The organism is Puia sp. (assembly GCF_035546395.1).
Taxonomy (GTDB): domain Bacteria; phylum Bacteroidota; class Bacteroidia; order Chitinophagales; family Chitinophagaceae; genus Puia.
On sequence record NZ_DASZXR010000014.1, the window covers coordinates 956,982 to 974,993 of the forward strand.

Sequence of the window (18,012 nt, forward strand, 5' to 3'; positions counted from 1 at the left end):
TTGGTCAGATTGGCCGGTATCGTCGAAAATGGACCAATTCGTTCGAAATTTGCAGATGTAGTACATGAGTTCCGTGTTTGGTGAGATGTTAAAACTCTGCTCTATTCAACGCGAGAAAGAATTTTAGGATGTTTCCGAGTTGCCGCATGTTTGATTGTTGGCCTTGAAGGATGTCAGCCATTATGGAGGTTCTATTTGGAAGGGAACCGTTTCCAATGGCGTAGGTCTTTTCAAAAACAAATCTCGGGGCGTTATCGGTAACGTTAAGAGCATTTATGCAGGTGGCCTGGATGGCGATGATTCGCAGGTCGGGATTTTCCTCCTCATCGGGATCCATTACGTCACCGAGTCTATCGGCTGGGCCAATGAGGAACCTGCATTCGAGGAGGTAAACGGGCTCTTCTTCCTTACCAAGAGGGTAATGATGGGTAAGTACATCAAAGGGACCGGCTGACCCGATGTGAGTAAGATCGATGCTTTTAAGGTCAAACCCAAGTTGGCTGAATTCTCTGTCCAGCCCAGGATCATTTAATAGATGCAAAGGTGGCTGGCCGTTCGAAGACAGTGGGCTTGTATCTTGGCTTTGATTTTGGCGATGGAGCTGTGATTTCATATTGATGCATTTTTTTAAATATTGTTTAAGGGGCTGTCAAGTCGTAGGATAAAGATTAGTCTGAAATGATCGCGGCAATCCATCGCCGGGCGGTGCGCTTCCATTCTTGTAAGTATTGCCCCTTTCGGGTAGCCCATTGTCGTTTTTCCTGGAAGAGGAAAAATATCTCAGCCTCCGGTTCCGAAATGCCTTTCTGGCTGAAATAGATCTTGACGTCCTGGATAGTGGGCGGCATTCGGCTGTTGAAAATCGTTTGATCGATCATTTGAGTTGATGGTTTATGGCGGGCGGGTTACCGTTTCCTCCTTCTTCCGGGGCTTTCCCTTGGCTGAGGGGATGGAGAGGGATTGCCGCCGATATTAAATTTTTGGCTTGCCTCGATGCGCTTATGCGTATTTAGTACTTCCGTTATGACTGTCTCCTTGGGTGGAATACCACCTTGATCGATGTGGTAGTAGCCTGTGGCCAGCAGATCTTCTTTAGAATGATGGCCGCGCCCTATGAGACCAACCGATAGACAGGTTATCTTCAGTGGATCATCCGGCGTTTTCCGCCATAGCTCGAACGCAAAATGAAAATAGTCTGTCGGGCGACTTGCACGGCTGTCGAATACTTTCGTCTGATATACCGAAAGGGCCGGTTGGATTTCCAGCAGGCTCGGCGCCAGGTCGTGAAAGTCGAAGCCAAGCTTTGCGAACTCTTCTATCAGGTGACCAGTGGGGTCCGGCATAGGGACGATCATTTTCTTCAAGGCAAATGTCGGACGCTGCGGAAACGGTTTTTCAGTATGGAGAGGGTGTTGAGGAAGATTTTTCGGTTCACGATCCTGGTTTGAGAATATTCCATTTTCTTGCAGGGCGGCAGAGAATCAAGAATGTCCTATCTAAGCGACGTGACTAAAAAAGGGAGCCCTTTACGGGCTCCCGGCGGGATGCGCCTGGCAGGGGGCGCTGGATTTGGGGGTGAAGAGAAGGGATGGGCTGGAGGTATAGCGGGTTTTTCTAAGGCAAAGATCGGACGACGGAAAGGCGAGATTTCAGTATGGAGGGAGTGTTGGGAAAGAATTTCAGGCGAAGCGGGAATTTTGAAATGACAGCCAGCACGCGATTATACTGGGCGCCGATGCCAGTACTGCTTGCTCCTATCGGCCCCGGTTAATGACATTTTGGCCTTTCAGTGTATGGCTTTGCATTTCTTTTCTAAAAAAAAGGCGTATTATTTCCCTTAAGTCAATTTGGTGAGGTTTTGGATTACAAACTCTAAATCAAAACTTATGACTGCCAAAGGAAAAGAGGTAACTGCGGCTAACCTGGCCGCTTTTATTACATCACATAGACTATGCGTACTTAATGCACAGTACGGCGTAGCTTTAGGATTCAATAAATCTTTGAATTACCAGCTCACTCAAAAGTATGGGCTTCTCCTCAACACTGGAACAGTTGACCTCTCAAAACTGGATTACAAGAGCCCTAAAATCCAGGAGTTTCTTAATGTTTGGATTCCAAATCTAGGTTTACCAAGAGCAACTACAATTTATCCTGGGTATTACTTATTCAAAGAAGGAACCCTAGTTGCCTATCACCCAGGTACTATGGATCCTAGTCAGATGGATTCTCGTGTTGATGGAATTATGGCAATATTTGGAGCTGTTGCCGGGATTTTGACAGGAGTTTTGTCAAATAACGCCGCATTAGGATTTCAAACATTTTTCGATTCCATCACCGCCTCAACCGGCTTGAGAATGTTTTCCTTCTTTAAGGAAATATTGGAAATTAATGACAACAATTATTCAAAAATTAGAAACCTGTTGGTATACGAGGATGATCTCTCAAAAGCATATAAGCTGCTAAGAGTAACACCTGAAAATTCAGATGAGGAAATAAAGGCTGCCAGGAATAAATTAATTAAGGAGGTACATCCTGACAAAAATCAAAATGAAAAGGACAATGAAGCTAAAACCAAAGCAACTGCGCAAATAAATAACGCTTATGAACTGATAGTAGCATCCAGAAAGAAAAATAATAAGGGGCAACCCTGAGAGAGAGCAAAGAGCAGCGACGGAACCAATCCTTATTAAATCAGCCCAATAAAGATTACAACCAAGGCAGCCAGCGCGAGCAGCGTGCTAATGGCCCTAGAGCATTGCAAAATCATATCTATGAGCTTCCCAAAGCGGCCGTTTTCGGTACAGAGGCCCGGTTGGAGAATATTTTACGGTTGGGAAGGTTCGCAAGGGGATGTCTTTGAAGTCCCGGTGTGGAAAGTAATCAAGGAGGCGACCCGTCACATTTAGTATCCTCGCTTACCGACTATTACTTTACCTCATTGAAGAAGGGCTTTTAGATTTTCCAAAACCTGAAAGGCTAAATGGCAGGTTCAGAGGGATGGTATAATGACAATGGGGAGTGCTTAATGCTCCTTATTCACGCCGGGATTGCCGCAACAAATATTCAATTACAAGTAAGTGCTAACTATCAAATCACAAATATCCTGGCGGATATCAAATAATATAACTTGACCGGGGTATTCTATGGGTCGGTCAAAGATTTTGATGTCTGCGAGTTGCAACCCATAGAACTCGCCATCCGCTGGGAAAAATTGTTTGTGGGCGTCTACATAATCCAGCCAATTCTGCTCATTTATCGAGATGATTTTCTCTATCCTTGCAAGCGCCAGTAACTTACTTACCGGCAACTTCCATGGCTCCCGATAGCCAAAAAAGGCGGCCGGAGCATATTCTATCATCCTGGGTGCGTGGATCACCAGATAGTCCGGCCACCCATCCGGCGGACGGTATTCACGCAGCTCGATCGTCTTTAGCCCCCGCAGTATCAGGTCCGCCCAAGGCTGGCGGATACTGATACCCTTTATTTTGCTTGTATATGTCATGGAAGAAAAGATAGGGCTTCGAGGGCAAATTGCTGGTGGAGATCGAACAATGCTTGCGTCAGCGCAGGCACATTGCCAGGGTCTCTCGACAGTAAAGATAATTCATAAAGAAAATGTCGGGAGAACTGCTTGAGGTCCATTCCCTGAATCTCCTGGCAAAAAAGCCGGATATCTTCCAAATTGTACTTTAGCAGGTCGAATAAAGGCAAATCAGGGTGAGAGCGGCCGCTGCTTGCAGCCTTTGCCGCCTTGGCAATAGCATAAGCATAGTGACCGGAAGGTTCGCCGAAACCAGCCCCATTCACTGCAATCCGCCTCATCAGACAGGGTAAACAAAGCCCACATTCCTTTGCTTTCTTTCCGGTTGGCTGATGGCTATTGATCCGTCGCATCTGTTGTCTTCCGTACTCGCAACTAATCGTTTCCGACACCAAGGTTACAGCCTTCGTCAACACAGCAATTTCTTGCGCTTTCGTCATTCCGAAAAATGGATTGGAGACAGTAAATGCCCCTCCTCCCGCTTTTAGGCTATTCAAAATGTCTTCATACTGAGCAAGAGTTTCTGGGTGCGCGTGTCGGCTAATCTCGACGCCTTGTCTGTCCGGTCGAATCGGCAGATTTACCGCCAAAATCCCGTTCTCGTTCAGCCGGATGTTCCGCATACCATATTCCAGCGCAATGGCGCCTGCCATTGACAAGTATAGCAGCGGCCTGGTCCGCCGCCTTGTCTCGGGAAACCGGTTCCTACGCTGTGTCGTCAAGTCCTTATCACTCACTAAGAAACTGAAATTGGCAAAATATGTCCTGACACCCCGGTCCCCAAGGCAGTCCCTCAATGCATCCACCCGTTTTTGCGATGTCTCGAATCCCGGGGGGTTATGCGAAACGAAAACTACCGCCTCGTCGTTCAAGAGGGTATGCGCGGCGCCGGCCAAAGAGTCCAGCCCGTCAGAAAACAACGACACTACGGCCTTTTTCATGGAAGGATCGGGTGACCCGGCGGACTCCTGCTTTGGCGCTGGATACTTCACAAAATGGATGGTCCAGATATCGTGAGACACAAACTGCGCCCAAGCCTCGATCTTACCCTTTATCCGCTCCCACCGGTCAACATTTTCTACCGGCACCCACAGAGTTAACACGCGCGTCTTGGTCCCCAAAGTCTGCCCACGCCGGAAAGCCCTATCGCACAGAAATAAACCCTGGCCGATCCTAGCAAGGTCCCTTGCCAGGCCATTACCCAGCTCGGTAGCACCTTTCCCCATGGTAGTCACCAGTTTCGATTGGAAATTACCTGGCTTGTTCGCCTTACTTTCCCGAACTTCCAACCGGCCAGGCGTCCGGTCTTTACATTCCATCTTGTAGATTAACGTTGCCATTATTTCAGATTCGGGTGATTTCGAAAAGTATATGGGTCAACACGTCGACAAAATCGAACACGTCGCCCGTCCTATCATGTCGTGCCTGTTGCGTCTGTACACAAGCATGCGCAATAACCCGTGCATGCTCATCTCTTAATATCGATTCCTCGTTTGCCGGGATAGCCGCCCGCAATTGCGGGTCTCTTCTCAACCCCGCCTTCTCGAAATAATATTGCAGAATATTACCTAGGTAGTGCTGCGTAAACAACGCCCGGATACTCGCCACAGTCTGCTTCGCATAACGGTCCATCCCTACATCGGGCGACGGTCCCGACGGCAGGCCAGGCTGCTTTTCCGTCCACATAATATCAGAAAGACAAAGGCCCAGCGCACTGATGGCATGTCCGTCAAAATCGGTCGTAATAGGGATATCGGTGGTATTGGCCCTTCTCATCATCTGGCTGATCCGGTCATGAACACCACGCAGACAGCCCGCGGCCAACACCAGAAAGCTGGCAGGCGCCTGCCGGATTCCGAAAACCCGCATCAGGTCACCGGTCCGCTGAGATCGGCTATCCACCTGAGAGATTTCCAGTAGTTTTTCCCCCATTGTCAGGCAGGCAATGACAGAATAATTACGGGCGACGATATTGCTGTACTGGTTGCTTTTGGTTACTGCAACCCGCAGCAACTCGATCGTAGTTTCGGGTATATCAGGCTTTTCCACTTTGGGTCTTTTTTGTTTCTTGTTGTTTCTTGTCCGAATTGGAAGCCGGCTTGCCACCGCCGAACCGCTCCCGGTACTTGCTTACAATTGAGCTTTTTTGTTTCGAGCTCATGCCGCCGCCACCTCCTGAACTACCCATGGAAATTTGGTTTTTGTGCAATGGCCGCCGCATCGGATTCTTGGGCAAACCCCATATCGGCCATGCGATGAAGAAATCGATCCTGCTCCACGACCAGTTGGTTTTCCCGTAGCCAGGTTCCATATGTAACAAGGCAGTAAGCCAGCCGCCTACGATCCGTACCGGCCACCATCGGGGAAAGGTGCCGCCCCTGGCAGGTATTTAGAGCATAATTGAAGGCCGACATAACTACCTCGCTATCTACCGGCCTCCGTTGACTTCGATAGACGGCCTGCTCAATCGCCAGGTCCCGCAATAGCCGACTGGCCCAAACAGAATCCAAATGACCCAACGCTCCTGAAGTCTTATCTATTTTGCCAAATATATCTGAATCTGTCAACTTAGCCAATGGTAGGTCCGTCCGTTGTTGAAGTTTCCCCTCCATCAGAATAGCCAGGACATGCGCTTCCGCCGCCCACTCGATCAACCGGATCTGACCACGCCTGGCGACATCCCTGCTGTATTCATAGTATTTCAGTGCACGATACAGATGTCCTGCATTATCGACGGGATCGAGGTTATACATCCGCTTCTCGATCTTGGCAATCCGGTAGTGACACCAGGCCAACCGGCCAAGCCCGCCTTTGTCTTCGAAATACGTCATTGCCGGTGAAATTTCCACCTCCAAAGCATTCAGCGCGGCTATATCCTGCTTCAGATCGATTTGCATATCGACCTCCTCGCTGATAGCCCTATAGAATAGGTGCTCATAGACCTTTCTAGCCAACTCCCTGGCCTTCTGCATATCCTCAACCGCTTTTTCATTTTCCCTCAACCACCACCGCCTGAATATGGCCCGGTTATAATAGATTAACGCCTTTTTCTCCACCCATTCCTTTTGATCTTCGCCACCTCCTACGCTGGCCAGGAGGGCAATAACACGGTCCAGCGCCTCTTCATAACACCGGGTAATCTCATCAGTCTTACCGAAATCTCCTTGATCCTTTAGCACTGCACCTCTAAGGGTATAAAAATCGACATAGTTCTCCTCCGCGGAGTCGTCTCCAGCCCTTGCATCCCGTTCAAGAAGGCGCTTGGCAATAACGAGATATTCATCCGCCTGGGTTACCTGCCCTAGCTGCTGGGCCGCCTTGGCCGCTCTGAGGTAGCTCGCCGCCTTTCTGTTATCTTCCGGCATCGAGGCCAGCACTTTATTCCACCATTCCAAAAGTACGCTCGTTTGATCTAACTCGTACATCTCCCTTTCCGCCAACAACAAGAGCATTTCGGGAACCTCCGCATAATCCGGATGCCCGGGAATCAGCTCGATCAGATCGCGCATCAGTTCAATCCGGTTTTGGATAGTTGTCATCCGCCGGATCGCATCGGCATCCTCCGCAATCTCACCAAAATAAGCGCCAACGCTTGCCAGAAAGCCGGTTGCCTGTTCGGTCAGATCCTCGGCTGCCAACTGCTTGACCGTTTCGCGCAAATAACCCGGCACCTGGTACACATCCGTAGAGGCGGCTCCACCAACGGCACTTGGCTGAAGCATAGGCCGCAGGATTAGCCGATTAGCCGTTATCAGCTGTTGAAACACCGCTTCATCCAACCCAACTGCTGGGCACATGTCCGCGGAAATACCATGCGGAATATGGATCATTCGTAAAATAGCCTCATACATTTTTCTTCCTTCCTCTTGTAGGGACCGGAGTAACGCTCCACTCCTAGTTAGGAGAATTTGGTATCTATCTCCTGGCCCTGCCACTGAGCCCCTCAGTATCTCCTCTATGGGGAAGGAGCGGAGAACGAAAAGATTGCCGCTGGAGAATGCTCTCAATTGCCCCACTGCTTCCTCCAGTTCCTGTTCGGACAGCGACCTCTTGCAAAACTGCCGGGTATATTCCTTCAGTTCATCGGTCGCCAAAACCGGTATGGCCAGGTTGTCCGCTACTTGCCCTGGCACGGTGTCGCCGGTTCGGATAACCACTACCACCAGTGAATGCAGCAGCCGCTCCAATCCTCCCAAAGTATCCCTGAGATTGTTCAATTGCAGGCCGGACAAGTTATCGATAATGACCACTCTTTCTTCGGCATCTGCCCACTCCAGCAACAAGGTCGGCGCACCCGCCGCTATTTTCTGTAACAGCATCTCCCCCGCCGGCAATGCGATAGGAGAGAACAGCCCGTCACCCCGGGTCCCACTCATTGGATCAGCAGGCGCAATAGTCTTCACCTTACCATTGATGGCATTAAAGAACGACAGCACGTCGGAATAAGCGTCATCTTCCATTCCAAAATCCAAATAGAGCAGTGGCCGGCCCGTGGGTTTTTCCGTGGCCTCACGGTAAATTTGCAGGGCAATCCATTGTAGCAAGGTTGATTTGCCACAGCCCGGCTCACCCGTCACAATGACCAAGCCATGTCTTTCGTTGATCAGGCCACGCAGCGTTTGCTGAAGCCCCGGCCGGTCAAAACGATCATTGACGATACTGCTTGGCAGACTGTGCTCCAGCCGGAAAAGCCATTGCCTGAATGTTGGGATCAGCATTTGAATTTCTTCAAGCTGATGATAGCCGTCATTGGTAAAAAAAAGCCCCGGAAAACTCCAGTCCAACGCATGATAACTATCCAGGCTACGGGCAATTGCCTGCCTTCCAAAGCTGACAGCATGGATTAGGTGATTCTCCGGATTGCCGTCGTGGTAACCGACGGCAAAATGCGCCAGCAGATTTTCCAAAAAGGTCTTACCGGCTCTCGCTAGTATCTTACTCTGCATAGCAATGACCGCCGGGATGCCTTTGCTGAGCAGCGTTATCGCTCCTGAGCTCGACGCGTAGCCATCACTCGAAAACGATAGATCACAAGCCACCAGCATAGCTGCAACACAATTGCGGCTCTTTTGCAGCGCTTTCGCAATCGACTCCATCGGCTCCCAGGAATACGCCTGTGATCTATTTTGCCTGTTCTTATTAAAAAAATAGACGGAAGGTTCCTTCCCGTTCGATCTACCGTGGGCCGCCAGGATAAATAAATGCGGATGGAAATTCTCAATTTCTATTATCAGCTGTCCAAAATCCGGGCGGTATGGATCTGTATCCACTCGTTCATTGCTCAAGACCATTTTGATATGCAGCAGCCACCGATATTTCTCCTGCAATTCAGCCATGTCGGCTGCAAATCCACTTCCACCAATCGAATACCCTGGGTCCGGATCGGAAATACAGCACAATACACGCAACCGGTCCCTCGCGTTAATCGTAACGGTGCTTTTATATTCATTGATCTGCCTTCCAAATGACAGATTCGAGAACGTATCCTCCGGCTTTCCTTTGGCTTCCTGTCCGGTGGGCTGGTTTCCGGTCCCCGGAGTTTGTGCACCGGGTCGGAGGGCCAACTCCCAGGGTATATTGGCCATCAGGGCGAGGTCGCGAGACTCCGCACTGATCAGGAAAGGCTCTGCCGGACTAAGCACACATCCAGCGAAACCGGCTGACAACGATTGACCGAACCATGGCTCGAACTCTGTATTTCCAGGGGTTTCCCGCAGTTTCTTCAGGTACTTGTAGATATTCTTTCTTTTGGGGAAGGAGAACGCGGCTTCACGACCGACTACAGCATTTGCCGACGCGGGAAAACTGATCTGGTATTCTTTTGACAGTGCCCGCTCCAGCGAGTCGGCAAAACGGAAAAATGAAAGGAAATCCTTCCTATCCTTCGATTGGATATGGATAACGGTAGGGATCATTATGCAACGGTATGGATCACTGACTGCCAGAGAAAGCCATATTGAAAAGCCACAAAAAGCGTTAAAAAGGCCGGCTCGTTAACATAAAGCCGCAGACTTTGATAGAGCATCGGATACGTCAGCATGCAAAGCACAAAGCTGATAATGGCGATTTTGACAAAATAGGCCCAGGTGAATGTCATAATTTTAAATCGGTCGGCGGGGGAATCACTCTTTGCAATGGCATGTGTGCTGTCGGCCGAATTTTTCGCGCCGCTAACGGCGACAGTATCCTTTTTCGATTCCTGAATCGTTCGGGCTGTACTTTGAGCATCGATTCCTATCACAACGAAACTGAGGAAGATACCCAAGAGAATGCCCACCAGGGAAAGCACGATCCGGGCTGCGGACACGGCCTTAGGCTCATTTTCGGACATCCGGGCCCCGGCCAGCCTGTCCTGGGGCGTCTTTAGCATAAAATAATCCAGGATTCCAGACATACAAGAGAGGTTTATTTTATTTACGTGAAAGGCGCCTTAATTTACCACCAATTCCGACACCCTCCAACCGTTAAAACACCCATATTTGAAGTATTTGCACTTACATTCCGAATTGAATCCAACTGGCTAAATTGGAATAAGTTCATTACCAGGTGGCAAGGTGGACAATTTGGTGCGAAACCAACAAACGAGCTAAATCATTGAAAATAAATCCGTAGAATGACCAGTTTCGAATCCCCGCATGGAAAAGGCATGGCGCCCGTCGATACCTTATGCAACAAGTTTTTGGCGTTAAATATCACCTATTGTCCAATTGTCGCGGAATGGTTAAGGCGGAGGTAGTTGATGCCATCTCGAAGTATCATGGCGCGGATCGCCCTTGCAGATTCACCGGACGCGAGTAAATCTACTTTTGCCTTCTCATAGTCGAAATTCGCCTTGATCAACTGCTGTTTTCTAAGGTCGTAAGGAATTCATGCAGTACTCTTAGCAGGGCATAACGCTCGGTTTCGGAAGTGGGTTCAGGTAAGTTGTCCTTGAAAAACTGTGAAAGGTCCCGAAAACTTCCTGTTCCTACTTCGGATAAAAATATAAGCAGCCGTTTATCCAGCGGGACACCCTCCATGGAGAATATTTTTTCGAAAATATACTATATTGTCTACGGGTAGTGACAGGGTTGAGGGAGTGGCTGACCAGGTTGTGCGCAGCCATAGGTGCCTCTTGAAATAGCTCATCGTTGTCATATGGGAGTTCTATCCGTAGTTCTATTTATCCGAATTTGAGGGGAAAAAAATTTACGCGAGACCAACCAAGACAAGAAGTGCGCCGGCCAATAAAAGCAGGGTACCAATGACCCTGGCGCACCCTTCCCCCCCACGTGTAGCCAATGCTTCATTATAAGACCGGAATTGCTGAAGGCCGAACGGAGTGCGTCGATTGAAACGGCGACGGCCAACGGAATAACGAATGATGAGACCAAGCAGAAGTGAGACAATGCCTGCAACAAAAAGGATAGGTTGATGTTTCATATACATTACTTTTTTTCATTGAATAAGATAGGAAGCTTCTCGGCTTCCAGGGATCAGGCTAGGGGAATCCTTAAGAATGAACCAGGAGTATAAAGTTATCGAATTTGGTGACTATGCCGCTTGGCGCCGGTGGAAAGTCCCCCGATGGTTGGCCTTGACATAGTCCATTACTTCGGAACGGATGAAATATACCCGACCGCGCTGTTTGTGACAAGGGAGTCCCCGGTTCATCCAGTCGTGGAGGGTAACAAGAGATATCCCAAGAAGACCGGCGATCTCTTTTCGGCAAAGAAGCTGCTCTTCGCCGGCCGGTTGTGAAGGAATGTTCTTGACGAGCGCATCGTTAAGGTATTCTTCGACGGCCTGTTTGATCCATCGCCGGATATCGTCTTCGGAGGGCACATAAAGGGTAGGCATAGGTCGATCTTTAAATTATTGTTTACAAGGGACGGCGGGTCCCATTGAGGAACAGTGTAAAGATCACGCGGCAGCAAGGGCCACTTTCAGTAGGGATAAGGTGTTGGGGAAAATTTCGTTAATCTGAATTAGGAAAGCAAAAGCGCAAAAAATTAGGGCCACCTGCTGAAGTGGCCCTGCTTGTAAATTGTTGTCGGGAGGTGGATGTCAGGCAGACTTGTGGTTCTCAAGGCTCTTCTTAAAAGCTTCCACGCGCGCAGCTCCGGCCTTTTTGATCGTTATAGGGAGGCTGTCAATGTACCGTTTCGTTGTCCGGGGATCAATCTGCCCAAGCATCTCCTGTACCTCCAACAGTGTGGCGCCCCCCAAGATTTGAGCTGTGGCAGCGGAATGCCGTGCCTCATATGCACCTGCTCTTACATTTTCATATCCCAGGTCTTTGAAAATCTGGGACATCCATTGGTTAATGAATCCGATAAAATTCTGCCTTGCCTTATATTGTTGCAAGGGAGACATACCAGGTTCGAAGACCGGAAAAATGTAGTTCTCTGGACTCTTGTCTTTGTTACCGTATTCGTCAATGGTAGCTTGTATGTCTTCATTAATAACCACGGTGATTACTGGGGGATCTTCAGCGAGAGTCTCTTCAGTCTTGGCACGTTCAAAGATTATCAGGCCATCCTTGATGTCCTTATATTTCAGGTTGCATACGTCGAGCGGGTTCATGCCGTTTCCGAAATAAATAAAGAACCAAAAGGCCTTTGCTTTCCGTAACCAGGGTTTTTCGGGATCACACTCGTACGCATATAGCTCGCTGATAATACCGGGTTCAAATGCCTTCTTGACATTCCTACTGGAGGGAATCCTGTACTTACCTCGGCCAAAAGGATAACATTTTTCTTTATTTATGATCTTAAGTTCCGTCGCAGCATAATTAAAAACATGGCGCAAATTTCGGAGATACATGCCGATGGTCGTTTTTGTATTTTCCTTTTTGCGCCCCCCGCCGCCTTTTTTCATCCATTCGGTGTAGAACTTGAGGTATGTATCGGTAATGACTTGAAAACGGACGTTTCCACCATAGGCGCGAAGGGAAACAAAACTTGACTGATATAGGTAAGCGGTGGGAATCTTGCCCCAGACAATTTTCTTTCTAATGATGAGCTGATAGACATAACCAATGGTTGTAGCATCGAAGGTTTCCTTGAGAACAGGAAAGTCATCGTAATACTCGGTAAAGTCAAAGTCCTTCTCGTCGGTTACCTGAGGTTTAAATTTAATTCTGGCTTGGTCGAAATGCGGGTTGTCTTTAATGAAGTCCCGGACGAAATCGTCAAAGGAAAAAGGGTTGAGCTTCCTGGCGGCTTCAGCTGCTTTGTCTTCGATGTCCTGGAGGGTAGTTTTTAACAACTGTAACTTCTCGCTGAGCCGGGAAGCGGAAAGCTTCTGGTCTTCCTCAACCGTGGCGCCGTAAATGGTTTGGTAGAACTTGGTCCCTTTGGGATCGGGACAATACACCTGGAGTTTGTAGGGGTAATCATTAGTTTTTTTTCTAATCTCATTCCGGGTGTCGAAGTAAATCTTGGTGGTGACTGGCATCTTGAACACTTTTACTTGTGAGCTTTCCCGTTTTTTCTGCATAAAAGCTGCAAACAGACGGAGCTTAAACGACCTTGAGGCCGGAAAAGCTAAGTTCAAGAAAAAGTATTTAACCTTTGATAACTAACATATTAAGCAAAATTAACTTCAATTACCTTCGACCATATTAAGACTTCAGCATGCCTACGGATCAAAAGGTTTCAGGTTTGAATCCTGACGGGGTCACTTAAACGAAGGATTACTTTGGTAATCCTTTTTTCATTTTATCCCGTCTTACTTTCTGCGGCTGATTTTCAATATTTTGTAACAAAGGGCTGTGAAGTCTTACTTATACCCGTCCCTTTTGCATCTAACCTTCCCAATATAACCCTTTCCGAGCTTTTACTTAAACCATGTCCTGGCCCTAGGTGCAAATGTTCTCTTGCACCTATCGGAAGGTCAGCATTGTCATTCTGGTTTGTGTCAGCCAATTTTATCAATAGGGCTGCTGACGATCTCAGGCCTTTGGAGTCCCCATGAATTAGATTCTCCTGCGATTTTTCCATTTTCACGTCGAAATCGTCTTCGTCTTGGATAATAAATATGTCCAAATGCGGTAATCGCTGACGCAAATTTCTCCATGTGCCTATTTATTTATTATCTGTCACCACCTCAATCAGATCCAACTTTATAATCTCCCAATACTTCCCCCTCATGCAGCTCGGGTCAAAATCGTCTTCCGCCAGCGCAAAGTCTATAAGTTTGTCTTTAAGGGCCGCTCCCGTTTCAATGTGCGGATAGCGTTCGGCGTGTAAGGCAAGCATCTGGTCAATAGAGTAGTGATCTAATAACTCATGAATGTCCCAAAAATCCTTTTTCCGTCCACCTCGGCCAATAACGTCGATTTTCATAGCAGTGATCTCCTCCGTAGAAGCCGCCCGGATTTTGTCTTCCAGGGTGGGCTCCCGGATGAACGGATCAGTGTAATAGATATCCACTTTTACCGCCTGCTGAGAATCTTTCCCGACGAAATAAGAACGCCCGAAGGCTACCGGCCCTGCCGTTGGTTTGCTGACGTAGGAATGATGCTGCCGAAAGTAGGCGTCTATAGCATCAAAATCGATGCTTCCGTATGGAGCATCCGTAAAGAGATCAATATCGACCGATTTGCGATGTCCCAACTGCAACGATAGAGCCGTCCCACCCACTAACCGGAAGGGGTCAAAGAGCGGTTCGTTCATTACGTCCGTCAATATGCCCCTGAGAGGCGGGTCTACTGTATTCCAATGCCAATTGGACATAATTATCGCCGGGCTATTTTGCTGTTTAATATATTTTCTATCTCCTCGTCTCCGTATAATCGCCTCATCTCTGCTTTTTCCTGATCATTTCCTCTTTCCCAAACCCGCTCGATGACCGCTCTTTTTTGTCGCTTCCAGTCGATCTTTTTAATATCTGTATCCCAAAAAAGCGCCGGGCGAAGAAGGCTCAAATCGGGCTTGAAGGATTTCTCTTGCTTACGTTTCTCCTCCTTTATCTCATAAAAGATCTGCAAGGTCATAAAATAGCCTTCTTCGATACCCAGTGCATTTTCGATACGTAAAGCCAAAGGGGTATTCATTCCGCGTTTACCTTTGGTGATCGCTGAAATCGTTTGGGGAAATTCCTGAATAGACAAGGCAAAAGGCCCCTTGCCCAATCCCCTTTTTTTCAGTTCGCGTTCCAGCACGATGCCCGGGTGAATACCTTTTAATATTTCAGTTGAAGATTTCATTTGCATTGCAAAAATAAACAAATTTGCTTACATAAATTCGTTTATTATCTGTGAACTTAGTCAATCTTTAAGTAAATGATTGCTTATTAGTCATTTGGGGTAGTTCAAGCCATGCGAGCCAACAAAAAATCGCGTCAACTTTGAAGGTACATTTGACAGCTTTCCCACCCTCTCGTCATCACGTCCATGGGTAAATTTCACCCATCGCCCGGTTTGGATCTTCCTGGCTATTCTATACCCCATCGGGTATAAAATTCCAATTTTGCCAACAATTATACCCGACCGGGTACAATCAAAGACTATCCAATCTCATAGATCAAGCTACCTCCAATGGCCCTAATTTGCCTTCTACACTCTTCCGTCTCGATGAAAAAAATGTCCAGCGGATGGGGCAATTCTTCATTACCAATTGTGTCTCGAACCAAACCAACGACGGCCTTTTTCCCGTTATCCGACCTTCTGGTTAATTCAAATCCGAGTATCAGACTGACTTCTTTGCCATTCGTCTGCCCATAATGGTAGACCCTCTTAATGTTATCCAGATTGCCAAAGCGGGCGATCAATTTTTCAAGAAGGAGTCGATTTAACGGTGTGTTTGGGAGGCCGATCTGTACCTCGCTGTTTGCCGGAACTTCATATTCTTCGGTGTACTTCCCTCCCCTTTCCAGCACAAAAGTATTAGATGAATTGTTATTAATAACAATCCTTTTGATTCCATTAGCCTCACACAATTCCAGCAAATCCTGTGACCGCATTGAAGCATATGGGCACGGTTTTTTCGACCATTCCAGCAGCGCCTTCTCATCCGTAAATGCGGCCAATACCTTAAGTCCATCATGAGTATACAGCGACGACAGTTTCAAGGTCATCGCCTCTTGGGTAGTTATCCAATCGTCAGATTGCTTACAGACTTCATTCGGACCCGGCAACAAGAGAAAAGAGTTCCCGTTCATCAATTCTAGCACGACATTTTTGTATGTATTGCCTTTCCCGTCAGTCATCCAGTAAACATCCAAGAGTTGCAAAAGTCTGGTATTGTCCGGCCTATTCGCCATTTCGCCCTTGCCAAAAATTCGCTGAAACATCTTCATCGGTTAGAATATTAAGCCTTCGCTCTGCTTTACTTCAAAATTTCCGTACAAATCCCATAGATCGACCCAATCCCAATCCAACCGTTGATGCGGCCAATATTGTTCCCTATCTGGTACCGCTCCCCCTGAATCGCCTTGATCAGGTGAAGGTACTGGCTCCCATTGACCTTGCACAATATGATATCCCCCTTTGCCAGTTGTCTGGCCCCGATCGGCTCGACTGTTACCAACTGACCCGACTCAATCTTCCCCTTCATCGAATTGCCCCTGGGTCGGAATTGCACCGTCTCGCCGTTCCTTAGTCTCTCGATATAGGTTAGCCCAGCTCATTTAGGCAGTCCTCCATCATTAACTAATTTTGTCTTGCAGACAAACCAAGGAACCGGCTCAAATCCGTTTCTTCCATCATTCATATAATCAATGATAGATTTCCAATCTCCGTTATCCTCAAATAGGCCATATGCATTTATCTTCAAATTAAACCGTTCGACCAATTCTTTGGAAATATCATGACAGTAAAAAGTATGGAAGTCTCCGCCGTACTCAATTCCTATGATGTCAAATCCGACAAAAGTTTCCCCGCTTAAAACGACCTCAGGAACCTTTTTTTTCAAACTATTATATAGGCCGATAGATCCAAGACCCTCCTTTTCCGGCGCAAATTCCGAAAGAAGGTCGGCGGTTTCCGGCTCGGAAAAATAGACGCTGAAAATATGCTTATCCGACACGTTTGGAAAAAATGTCCGGCTATATTGCTGTACCGTTTCAAGGTCATAAAACAAATTAGACCATCCGATTCCCCTTTCCTCAAATGCCCGATCAACCCAAGCCCTGATCGACTGAATATTCTCATCGTCGAGCTGCAATTCTTCCTTAATCTCATCAATCCCGTCGTTATTTTTAGTTGTCCAGGAATAAGACCAGGAATCAAGCAAGCCGTCGTTAATACAGGTGCTACACGTAAAAAGACGCTTTGAAATCTGGCTCCCCCCAACAACGGGTCTTATCTTTATTAGGTAGTACCCAGCGTGATAAAAAGGTATTTCGTGGCACATAATTTACTTCAATTACATTTCGAATCGGCGCCTAGGATTTATTTTCAATCGATTAATTAATGGTCAGGTTTTCTTTGTGTGACACATCAATCCCTTCAAGTATTACATCATCAAACGTTAACAACTTTAAAGCATATCCGAATTCGTAAAAATGTCTAAATTTAATAAAATTATGGAATAGATGAGAAAGTTTGTGAGCGTGTGGATTGAGGGAAACGGGACTATGCAAGCTGTTATTAGGACCTTGATGTTTTGGGCACAGCCCAAACAGGAACATACCAAACTACAGTTATTGAAGGCAGTCGAAAAGGGAAACGACGAACTTGGTCCCTATACGTTGCAATATGCAATCGATCGGCGAAAAAAGATGGCCCAATGGATTTTTCTACATATTCCGCTTGTCGCCTTTTCCGCTTTGGCTATGCTTTTGATGGCTGGCGCATTAAGCTCTCAAAATCAGAAAATAATACTATTTAATCTGGCCAATATTCTGTGCTATGTCTTCCTTTTCCGACTGCTGTTCTTTAGTCTATACCTGGAGTCCTACCGAATCATCTGTCATGCGGCAGATGCTATATGGAAAGAACGATCGGAGATCCTCGAAGCCCAAAAGGTAAATATGACTCCGCAACCAGATGCTAAAGCCCAATTTGATCAACTAGATGCTCAGCGGGTTGAAAGCTTTGATCCAGATGAAGTTAAGGGGGACTTGCCTCATCCTGGTAAAGGGGTCATTCCGTTGTTCTTATTAAACGAGCTTATCAAACAGGAGATCGGCAGACCTAACATATACAGCGGTAACATTCACGAGACGATTTTACTCCATTCCGATATGTCAGGCTGCCGGCCAAAAAATATCCTGAGCAAGGTAAATTACTATAAGAGCCGAAAATCTATAATCCTGGGCACGGAGAACGCCAGAACTACACATCGCAAATACATGGAGAAGCTGCAACACCATTATGAGGCGATCGGTGATGCTGACATGGCCAAAGCGGCTGCACACCTACTATGTTATCTAGGAAATAACCTGGGCTCTTAAAATCAGGTACAAAAGATGTGTCTTTGCACTCTGAAAGACGCATCTTCCTTTCCTCATCTTCTTCAATTTATCAACTTGCTTTAAAATTTAAG

At 47.3% G+C, this 18,012-nt stretch carries 18 protein-coding genes; 2 read left to right on the plus strand and 16 right to left on the minus strand.

Translation table 11 applies throughout. From position 1 onward, the window contains the following. Positions 1-88 precede the first annotated feature (88 nt). Genes VHE34_RS16750 through VHE34_RS16760 form a run of 3 tightly spaced genes read right to left on the minus strand, consistent with a single transcriptional unit; the run spans position 89 to position 1,343 of the window. On the minus strand, positions 89-613 hold the full coding sequence (locus VHE34_RS16750; RefSeq protein ID WP_325589996.1) for a hypothetical protein: 525 nt from the start codon (positions 611-613) through the stop codon (positions 89-91). A gap of 55 nt (positions 614-668) precedes the next feature. Continuing rightward, positions 669-878 carry a hypothetical protein gene (locus VHE34_RS16755; RefSeq protein ID WP_325589997.1) on the minus strand — a complete coding sequence of 70 codons (210 nt, stop codon included), beginning with the start codon at positions 876-878 and terminating at the stop codon, positions 669-671. 27 nt (positions 879-905) lie between these two features. Next, positions 906-1,343, minus strand: coding sequence for a hypothetical protein (locus tag VHE34_RS16760; RefSeq protein WP_325589998.1), 438 nt, complete (start codon positions 1,341-1,343; stop codon positions 906-908). Between the two features lie 543 nt (positions 1,344-1,886). Here VHE34_RS16760 and VHE34_RS16765 point away from each other — a divergent pair. Next, the gene (locus VHE34_RS16765; RefSeq protein WP_325589999.1) at positions 1,887-2,651 is read left to right on the plus strand and encodes a J domain-containing protein; all 765 of its coding nucleotides are present in this window, start codon (positions 1,887-1,889) and stop codon (positions 2,649-2,651) included. A gap of 416 nt (positions 2,652-3,067) precedes the next feature. Here VHE34_RS16765 and VHE34_RS16770 read toward each other — a convergent pair whose 3' ends face one another. The 13 genes from VHE34_RS16770 to VHE34_RS16825 form a co-directional block, all read right to left on the minus strand. Beyond that, positions 3,068-3,502 carry an ASCH domain-containing protein gene (locus VHE34_RS16770; protein ID WP_325590000.1) on the minus strand — a complete coding sequence of 145 codons (435 nt, stop codon included), beginning with the start codon at positions 3,500-3,502 and terminating at the stop codon, positions 3,068-3,070. Beyond that, positions 3,499-4,881, minus strand: coding sequence for a 7-cyano-7-deazaguanine synthase (locus tag VHE34_RS16775; RefSeq protein WP_325590001.1), 1,383 nt, complete (start codon positions 4,879-4,881; stop codon positions 3,499-3,501). The genes VHE34_RS16770 and VHE34_RS16775 overlap by 4 nt, the downstream gene beginning before the upstream one ends. A 4-nt stretch (positions 4,882-4,885) precedes the next feature. After that, entirely contained in the window at positions 4,886-5,590 is a 705-nt protein-coding gene (locus VHE34_RS16780) for a hypothetical protein (protein ID WP_325590002.1), read from the minus strand. Positions 5,591-5,721: 131 nt separating this feature from the next. Further along, positions 5,722-9,456 (minus strand): hypothetical protein, encoded by a 3,735-nt coding sequence (locus VHE34_RS16785; protein ID WP_325590003.1) that lies wholly within the window; start codon positions 9,454-9,456, stop codon positions 5,722-5,724. Continuing rightward, positions 9,456-9,848, minus strand: a complete 393-nt coding sequence (locus VHE34_RS16790) for a hypothetical protein (protein WP_325590004.1) — start codon at positions 9,846-9,848, stop codon at positions 9,456-9,458. The genes VHE34_RS16785 and VHE34_RS16790 overlap by 1 nt, the downstream gene beginning before the upstream one ends. A gap of 1,226 nt (positions 9,849-11,074) precedes the next feature. Further along, positions 11,075-11,380, minus strand: a complete 306-nt coding sequence (locus VHE34_RS16795) for a helix-turn-helix domain-containing protein (protein WP_325590005.1) — start codon at positions 11,378-11,380, stop codon at positions 11,075-11,077. Between the two features lie 207 nt (positions 11,381-11,587). Beyond that, positions 11,588-13,078 carry a tyrosine-type recombinase/integrase gene (locus VHE34_RS16800; RefSeq protein WP_325590006.1) on the minus strand — a complete coding sequence of 497 codons (1,491 nt, stop codon included), beginning with the start codon at positions 13,076-13,078 and terminating at the stop codon, positions 11,588-11,590. A 194-nt stretch (positions 13,079-13,272) separates the two neighbouring features. Beyond that, complete coding sequence (locus VHE34_RS31290) at positions 13,273-13,524, minus strand: Imm32 family immunity protein (RefSeq protein WP_422662671.1); 252 nt, start codon at positions 13,522-13,524, stop codon at positions 13,273-13,275. An 84-nt stretch (positions 13,525-13,608) separates the two neighbouring features. Beyond that, positions 13,609-14,259: a nucleotidyl transferase AbiEii/AbiGii toxin family protein gene (locus tag VHE34_RS16805; RefSeq protein WP_325590007.1), complete on the minus strand. Its 651-nt coding sequence runs from the start codon at positions 14,257-14,259 to the stop codon at positions 13,609-13,611. A gap of 2 nt (positions 14,260-14,261) precedes the next feature. After that, positions 14,262-14,738 carry a helix-turn-helix transcriptional regulator gene (locus VHE34_RS16810; RefSeq protein ID WP_325590008.1) on the minus strand — a complete coding sequence of 159 codons (477 nt, stop codon included), beginning with the start codon at positions 14,736-14,738 and terminating at the stop codon, positions 14,262-14,264. Between the two features lie 293 nt (positions 14,739-15,031). Then, positions 15,032-15,823 carry an SseB family protein gene (locus tag VHE34_RS16815; protein ID WP_325590009.1) on the minus strand — a complete coding sequence of 264 codons (792 nt, stop codon included), beginning with the start codon at positions 15,821-15,823 and terminating at the stop codon, positions 15,032-15,034. 29 nt (positions 15,824-15,852) lie between these two features. Continuing rightward, on the minus strand, positions 15,853-16,107 hold the full coding sequence (locus tag VHE34_RS16820) for a S24 family peptidase (RefSeq protein WP_325590010.1): 255 nt from the start codon (positions 16,105-16,107) through the stop codon (positions 15,853-15,855). 42 nt (positions 16,108-16,149) lie between these two features. After that, entirely contained in the window at positions 16,150-16,878 is a 729-nt protein-coding gene (locus VHE34_RS16825; protein ID WP_325590011.1) for a hypothetical protein, read from the minus strand. Positions 16,879-17,059: 181 nt separating this feature from the next. Here VHE34_RS16825 and VHE34_RS16830 point away from each other — a divergent pair, with 181 nt between their 5' ends. After that, positions 17,060-17,920 (plus strand): hypothetical protein, encoded by an 861-nt coding sequence (locus VHE34_RS16830; RefSeq protein WP_325590012.1) that lies wholly within the window; start codon positions 17,060-17,062, stop codon positions 17,918-17,920. The last annotated feature ends 92 nt before the right edge of the window (positions 17,921-18,012 follow it).